The sequence below is a fragment of the Saccharopolyspora sp. NPDC002686 genome, from assembly GCF_040295745.1.
GTDB classification, from domain to species: Bacteria; Actinomycetota; Actinomycetes; order Mycobacteriales; family Pseudonocardiaceae; genus Saccharopolyspora; species Saccharopolyspora oryzae.
This window is the reverse complement of record NZ_JBEOVY010000415.1, coordinates 1-6204: the sequence shown is the minus strand read 5'-3', so window position 1 is coordinate 6204 and position 6204 is coordinate 1. Positions and strand designations below refer to the sequence as shown.

The following is a 6204-nucleotide window of genomic DNA, read 5'->3' as shown; positions in this document are numbered from 1 at the left end:
TGGCCAATACACGGCGGCTTGGCCGTCCTCGCCAGGCGAACGCTGAGAACCTGCGGCGGTGCAAGCTGCGAGGGTGGGCTATTCGCCTGGCGGCGAATACAAGCAAAAGATCAAGATCGAAGACAGGTGCTCAGACGTCTCCGACCGGCGCGTGCCGGGGGAGGGTGTCAGTTCCGGCGGAACTGACACCCTCACTCCGTGCTCGTGGCTCAGTTCTGGCCGTTGCTGGAGGTCGTCGTCGTGGTGGTCTTCGCGTCCTGCTCGGGGGCCAGGCCCTTGATGGCGGGCAGGCCCTGCTCGCGGCGCAGCAGGTCGCGGATCTCCTGCAGCAGCTCCACGTCGGTCGGGTCGACCTCCTTCTCCTGCCCCTTCTTGCGCCGATCGTTGATCGTCTTCATCGGCAGCACGAACAGGAAGTAGACCACCGCAGCGGTGATGAAGAAGGTGAGCACCGAGTTGATCACCGCGGCGAAGTCGATGATCGACGCCTGGTTGCCTTCGCGCAGCTGGATGCTCAAGCCGGTGACGTTTCCGCCGCCGGTGGCCGCGATGACGGGCTTGATGATGCTGGTCGTGAAGGACGTGACCAGGGCGGTGAACGCGCTACCGACCACGACCGCGACGGCCAGGTCGACCACGTTGCCGCGCATCAGGAAGTCCTTGAAGCCCTTGAGCACGTTGACGCTCCTCTCAGAACAGGGTGATCCGGCGGGATCACGTGCGGATGAACGCCGAATCGATGGGGTAATCGGCGTAAGATGCTACTCAGCGCAGCGTAACGGTCACGGTCTGGTCGAGTGATGCGGCGGCGACGTCCCCCGCAAGTCGCTCCGGTAGCCCGACGAAGACTAGTCGGCCCTGGTCGCGGTCGTCCGAATCGGCCTGAACCGCGATGACCTGGGCGTTTTCGGCGAGCACCGAACCTTCCCCAGGATGGGCGGCGGCTGTGACGATGTCCACCCGCCTTCCGGGGGTGAGGAAATCCGCGACCTCCGGGTCGGCGAGCCGGATCGGCGCCGAGACCATCCCGGAGCCGGAAGCCGCGGTCGGGCCGTTGAACCGCGCGTCGGTCAGCAGTTCTCCGCGGCGCGCGGCCGCGCCCAGCACCCGGCCGAGCGCGGCGGGGGAGTCCCGCAGCGCGCCGTCCGGCACCAGGTCGACGGGAATCTCGCGGTGCTTCACGTCCACTTCGGACAGAACTCTGCCGGGCGGCAGGTCGCGCGCGGCGACGAGCACCGGTACGCCGGTGCCCGGCGGCCCGTGGTCCTGCACCGCCGATGCGGCGGCGAGCAGCAGCAGTGCGAGCGCCGCTGTTCGGCGAAGCAGCAGAACTCCGCGTCGGGTGCGGAAGAGCGCGGCGATGCGGTCTCGCAGCGATGCGCCGAGTCGGTCCTTCGAAGCCATGGCCAGCTCCTTTTCCTCCGGGGAGATCGAACTCCTCCGAAGTTAGGAGCGGTGTTCGGCGGCGGAAAGGGAGTTTTGGAAATCTGTGGACAAACCAGTCCGATGTGGACAACTCGGATCACACGAACGATCTTTCGGAGATCACTCCGCGCGCACGAAAATCGCCGACCGCAGCAACCGGCGGTCGGCGAACGAGGATCTGGCTAGCTCAGGAAGCGGCAGCCGTCGTGGTCGAGCTGCTCGAGGACGACGACGAGCTGCTGGACGACGAGCTGGACGAGGAGTCGCTCGAGGACGAGGAGCTCGAGGACGAGCTGCCGGACGTGCTGGACGACGAGTTCGACGACCGGTTGTCGGTGCGGTAGAACCCGGAGCCCTTGAACACGATGCCCACGGCGTTGAACAGCTTGCGGAGCCGGCCGGTGCACTTCGGGCACTCGGTGAGCGAGTCCTCGCTGAACGACTGCACCTGCTCGAAACGGTGGTCACACTCGGTGCAGGCGTACTGGTAAGTGGGCACGGCCGCGAACCTCCGGCATCTCGTCTTGGCACTCGAACTACAGGAGTGCTAACACGATGATGCTTCACAACAGGTGTCCAGTGCAAACAGGCATGTGTCACACGGGTAGCGACACAACCCCGCGCCGTGGTGTCAGCACGCCTGTCATCCGCACGTCGTGCGGCTCGCCGGGCAGCTCGGCCACGAACTCCTCGTCCCGGACCACGGCGATCCGCGGCGCCTCCGGCGAGGCCATCGGCAGCGACCGGTCGTAGTAACCGGCACCGCGCCCCAGCCGAACACCCCGCCGATCCACCGCCAGCGCGGGCACCAGCAGCGCCTCGGCCTCCCCGATGGCCGCAGCGCCGAGTAGCTGACCTGCGGGTTCGAGCAGGCTGTAGCCGGCGGGGCGCAGCGAGTCGGGCCCGGTGTAGTCGGCCCACTCCAGCGGTTCGCGGCGGTTCACCACCGGCAGCAGCACCCGCAGCCCGGCCGCGCGCAACGCCTCCAGCAGGTCGGGTGAGCCCGGCTCGCCGCCGACCGGGACGTAGGCCGCGACGGTCCGCACCGGGTGCTGCTCCAGCCAGCCGAGCACGGCCTCCTGCAGCGCCCCGGCCTCAACCGAGCGGGTGGTTTCGTCCACGTCACGGCGTTGGAGCAGCAGCTTGCGGCGCCACTCGTCCTTCGTCGTAGCCGATTCGTCCAGCGAGCTCACACGTCCACTTTAAGGTTGCCCGATAGGCTTCCGGGCCATGAGCAGCCCGACGAGCACGCCCACCGCGTTCCGGACCGCCATCGTGCCCGCAGCCGGATTGGGGACCCGGTTCCTGCCGACCACGAAGGCGGTGCCCAAGGAGTTGCTCCCGGTCGTGGACACCCCCGGGATCGAACTGGTCGCCACCGAAGCGGCCGAGGCGGGCGCACAACGCCTGATCATCGTGACCTCGCCGGACAAGAGCGCGGTCACCGACTACTTCAAATCGCAGCCCGAGCTCGAGCAGACGCTCAAGGAGCGCGGCAAGGACGAACTGCTGGCGAAGGTCCGCCGCGCGCCCAGCCTGCTCTCCGCAGAGACCGCGGTGCAGGACCGGGCCCTCGGGCTCGGCCACGCGGTGGGCTGCGCGGAACCGAACCTGACCGATGACGACGACGCGGTCGCCGTGCTGCTCCCGGACGACCTGGTGCTGCCCACCGGCGTCCTGAAGCGGATGGCCGAGGTGCGCGCCCAGCACGGCGGCAGCGTGCTGTGCGCCTTCGACGTGCCGCGCGAGCAGATCTCCGCCTATGGCGTGTTCGACGTCACCGACACCGGCGACGAGGACGTCAAGCAGGTCCGGGGCATGGTGGAGAAGCCGGCGCCGGAGGAGGCCCCGTCCACCTTCGCCGCGGCCGGTCGCTACCTGCTGGACCGGGCGGTCTTCGACGCCCTGCGCCGCATCGAGCCCGGTGCCGGAGGTGAGCTGCAGCTCACCGATGCCGTAGCGTTGCTGATCTCCGAAGGACACCCGGTGCACGTGGTGGTCCATCGCGGTGGGCGACACGACTTGGGAAATCCTGGCGGTTTCCTCAAAGCTGCGGTGGACTTCGCGCTGAAGGATCCCGAGTACGGACCGGACCTGCGGGCCTGGCTCGTCGAACGGATCGCGGAGAACGACGAACTGTCCTGATCAGCGGCTTGCCGCGCTAGCTTCGCGGCGCCCCGGGGCAGGACGTGACGACAGCCACGCCGGGCGGCGGCTCGGTGCGCGGGAAGAGGACGACAGCCATGCGTTCAGTGGACGAGCAACTCGCACGCGTTCTCACGGCAGCTGTCCGGCCCGCGCCGGTCCGCGTGGCGATCTCCGAGGCGCAGGGTCTGCTGTGCGCCGAAGAGGTCGTCGCCGAACAGGCGCTGCCCGGATTCGACCAGGCCGCGGTGGACGGCTACGCGGTGCGCAGCGTGGACGTGCAGGCCGCCGCCGAGGACGAGGTCGTGCTGCCGGTCGTCGGCGAGATCTCGGTCGGCTCGCGGCAGCCCCGACGGCTCCAGCCGGGCCAGGCGGTCCGGGTGGACACCGGCGCGCCGCTGCCGACGCTGGCCGACGCCGTGGTCCCGCTTGACCACACCGACGAGCACCCGGCCAAGGTCACCGTGCGCCGCCCGGTGCCCTCGGCGGCGTTCGTCCGCCGCACCGGAGAGGACGTGCAGACCGGCGACGTGGCGGTGCGCCGAGGTGCGCCGATCGGTTCCGCGCAGGTCGGGCTGCTGGCCGCGGTCGGTCGCGACAAGGTGCTGGTGCACCCGCGACCGCGGGTCTCGGTGATCTCGGTCGGCGAGGAGCTGGTGGACGTCGACCGCACGCCCGGCCAGGGCCAGGTCTACGACGTGAACTCCTACGCGCTGTCGGCCGCCGCGCGGGACGCCGGTGCCGAGGTCACCCGGGTCGGGATCATGAGCAGCGACCCGCGTCGGCTGCGGGAGGTCGTCGAGGGCCGCCTGCTGCTGTCGGAGATCGTGGTGGTCGCCGGTGGCGTCGGCGGTGCTGCGGGCGCGGAGGTCCGGGCGGCGCTGGCCGATCTCGGCGAACTGGACGTGACCAGGGTTGCGATGCAGCCTGGTTCGGTGCAGGGCTTCGGACGCCTGGGACCGGACGAGATCCCGACCTTCATGGTGCCCAGCAACCCGGTGAGCGCGCTGGTGGTGTTCGAGGTGCTGGTGCGGCCGCTGATCCGCGCCGCCCTCGGCAAGCCCAACCCGCACCGCCGCACCGTGACCGCCGAGCTGCTCTCGCCGATCACCTCGGCCGAGGGCCGCCGCGGCTTCCTGCGCGGTCAGCTGCTGCGCGACCCGAAGAACGGCTCCTACCTGGTGCAACCGCTGGGCACCTCGGGATCGCACCTGCTCGCCTCGCTGGCCGAGGCGAACTCCCTGATCGTCGTCGACGAGGAGACCACCGAGGTCGGCGCGGGCGAAGAGGTCCAGGTCCGCTTCCTGTCGCAGCGCGCGTGAGCCGCGATGCAACCCACCGACGCTGATGGGTTCCCGATCGGCCGCCACCCCGGTTGGCCGGCCTCGCTCGGCCGCTGATCACGGCGCGCGGTGCGGTGGCGCTGCGTCCGCCGCGCCTGCGCGACGCCTCGGCGTGGAGCCGCACCCGACTGCACGACCGCGCCTACCTGCAGCAATGGGAGCCCACGGCGGTCGGCGGCTGGCAGGAGCGCAACGCCAGGACGGCTTGGCCCGGGCAGTGGGCTGCGCTGCGCGGCATGGCTCGACGAGGCCAGGCGCTGCCGTTCAGTATCACCGTGGACGGCGAGTTCGCCGGTCAGCTGACCATCGGGAACATCGTGCGGGGCGCGCTGCGCTCCGGGTGGATCGGCTACTGGGTCGCCGAACGGCTGGCCGGGGGCGGCGTGGCCACGACGGCTGTCGCGCTCGCCGTCGACCACTGCTTCGGCCCCGTGGGACTGCACCGGCTGGAAGCCACCGTGCGGCCCGAGAACCAGCCCAGCGTCCGCGTGCTGGAGAAGTCCGGATTCCGCCGCGAAGGGCTGTTCCACCGCTACCTGGACGTGGCCGGGGACTGGCGGGACCACTACGTCTACGCGCTCACCGCGGACGAGATCCCGGGCGGCGCGGTCGCCCGCCTGATCCAGAGCGGCGGCGCCAGCCGGCCCTGAGCGGTCCTGGGCAAAACGACCGCTAAACGAGCCCGAGATCTTGATCACTGACGGTCACCGCCGCGCCCGCCGTTCTCCGAGGAAATTGAGCCGAACGGACCAGCGAAAGACGTCATTCGGCGGTGCAGGAAGCGACACGCCGATGTCGATGTTGCTGCTGACTCCGCTGAACGTGCGGTTTTCTGGACCGCGGGGGAACCGGCCGTGCTCGGCGTGGCTCCAACACAGGAGTGACAGATGTGACTAGCGTGGCGATCGCAGACTTGTGTGCTGCCGGTGGCCAGGGGGAGGTGGCGAGGCATGCCCAGTTCGTTGATCTTCGCTGCGCTGGCGGCGGCGTGGCTGGTGGTGCTCGTGCCGATGTTCGCCCGCCGCCGCCAGGAAGTGTCCAAGACCACTGATTCCGCGCTCGCCGCGCGAGTGGTCCGACGCGGGAGCGGTCGGCGTCCGGCAACGCCCGGAGCCGCGACAACCGACAGGGTGCAGGAGGCGTTCGGGATGTCTGACACCGAGCTGGACGACGCGGTCGAAGAACACGACACCGAGGACAACTCGTGGCGTCGCGTGCACAGCGACGACGCCCGCGCCGGGCGCCGCTACCGCCCCGGCCGCGGCGGATTCGACCCGGAAGCCGCCGCGCT

The 6204-nt window shown here is 70.0% G+C and carries 7 protein-coding genes and 1 pseudogene; 4 read left to right on the top strand and 4 right to left on the bottom strand.

The genetic code is table 11. From position 1 onward, the window contains the following. Nucleotides 1-209: 209 nt before the first annotated feature. The 4 genes from mscL to ABTZ89_RS34190 all read right to left on the bottom strand — a co-directional run bounded on the left by mscL (nucleotide 210) and on the right by ABTZ89_RS34190 (nucleotide 2618). On the bottom strand, nucleotides 210-677 hold the full coding sequence (mscL, locus tag ABTZ89_RS34205) for a large conductance mechanosensitive channel protein MscL (protein WP_270948594.1): 468 nt from the start codon (nucleotides 675-677) through the stop codon (nucleotides 210-212). A gap of 88 nt (nucleotides 678-765) precedes the next feature. Beyond that, the gene (locus ABTZ89_RS34200) at nucleotides 766-1404 is read right to left on the bottom strand and encodes an SAF domain-containing protein (protein ID WP_351052648.1); all 639 of its coding nucleotides are present in this window, start codon (nucleotides 1402-1404) and stop codon (nucleotides 766-768) included. Between the two features lie 208 nt (nucleotides 1405-1612). Continuing rightward, nucleotides 1613-1924, bottom strand: coding sequence for an FmdB family zinc ribbon protein (locus ABTZ89_RS34195; RefSeq protein ID WP_351052645.1), 312 nt, complete (start codon nucleotides 1922-1924; stop codon nucleotides 1613-1615). A 97-nt stretch (nucleotides 1925-2021) separates the two neighbouring features. Then, nucleotides 2022-2618, bottom strand: coding sequence for a 5-formyltetrahydrofolate cyclo-ligase (locus ABTZ89_RS34190; RefSeq protein ID WP_270948597.1), 597 nt, complete (start codon nucleotides 2616-2618; stop codon nucleotides 2022-2024). A gap of 37 nt (nucleotides 2619-2655) precedes the next feature. Between ABTZ89_RS34190 and ABTZ89_RS34185 the strand changes: the two genes are divergently transcribed. The 4 genes and pseudogenes from ABTZ89_RS34185 to ABTZ89_RS34170 form a co-directional block, all read left to right on the top strand. Next, a complete protein-coding gene (locus ABTZ89_RS34185; RefSeq protein ID WP_351052642.1) occupies nucleotides 2656-3570 on the top strand; it encodes a UTP--glucose-1-phosphate uridylyltransferase in 915 nt (304 codons plus the stop codon). A gap of 98 nt (nucleotides 3571-3668) precedes the next feature. Further along, nucleotides 3669-4892, top strand: a complete 1224-nt coding sequence (glp, locus tag ABTZ89_RS34180; RefSeq protein WP_270948599.1) for a molybdotransferase-like divisome protein Glp — start codon at nucleotides 3669-3671, stop codon at nucleotides 4890-4892. Between the two features lie 6 nt (nucleotides 4893-4898). After that, nucleotides 4899-5563 (top strand): annotated as a pseudogene (locus ABTZ89_RS34175) (GNAT family N-acetyltransferase). A gap of 300 nt (nucleotides 5564-5863) precedes the next feature. Beyond that, nucleotides 5864-6204 (top strand): SepX/GlpR family protein (locus ABTZ89_RS34170; protein WP_502949640.1); only part of this gene is annotated, 341 nt, incomplete at its 3' end.

Coding starts and splice junctions, on each gene's coding strand:
- glp (WP_270948599.1), top strand. CDS start 3,669: ATGCGTTCAGTGGACGAGCAACTCGCACGCGTTCTCACGGCAGCTGTC.
- ABTZ89_RS34200 (WP_351052648.1), bottom strand. CDS start 1,404: ATGGCTTCGAAGGACCGACTCGGCGCATCGCTGCGAGACCGCATCGCC.
- ABTZ89_RS34185 (WP_351052642.1), top strand. CDS start 2,656: ATGAGCAGCCCGACGAGCACGCCCACCGCGTTCCGGACCGCCATCGTG.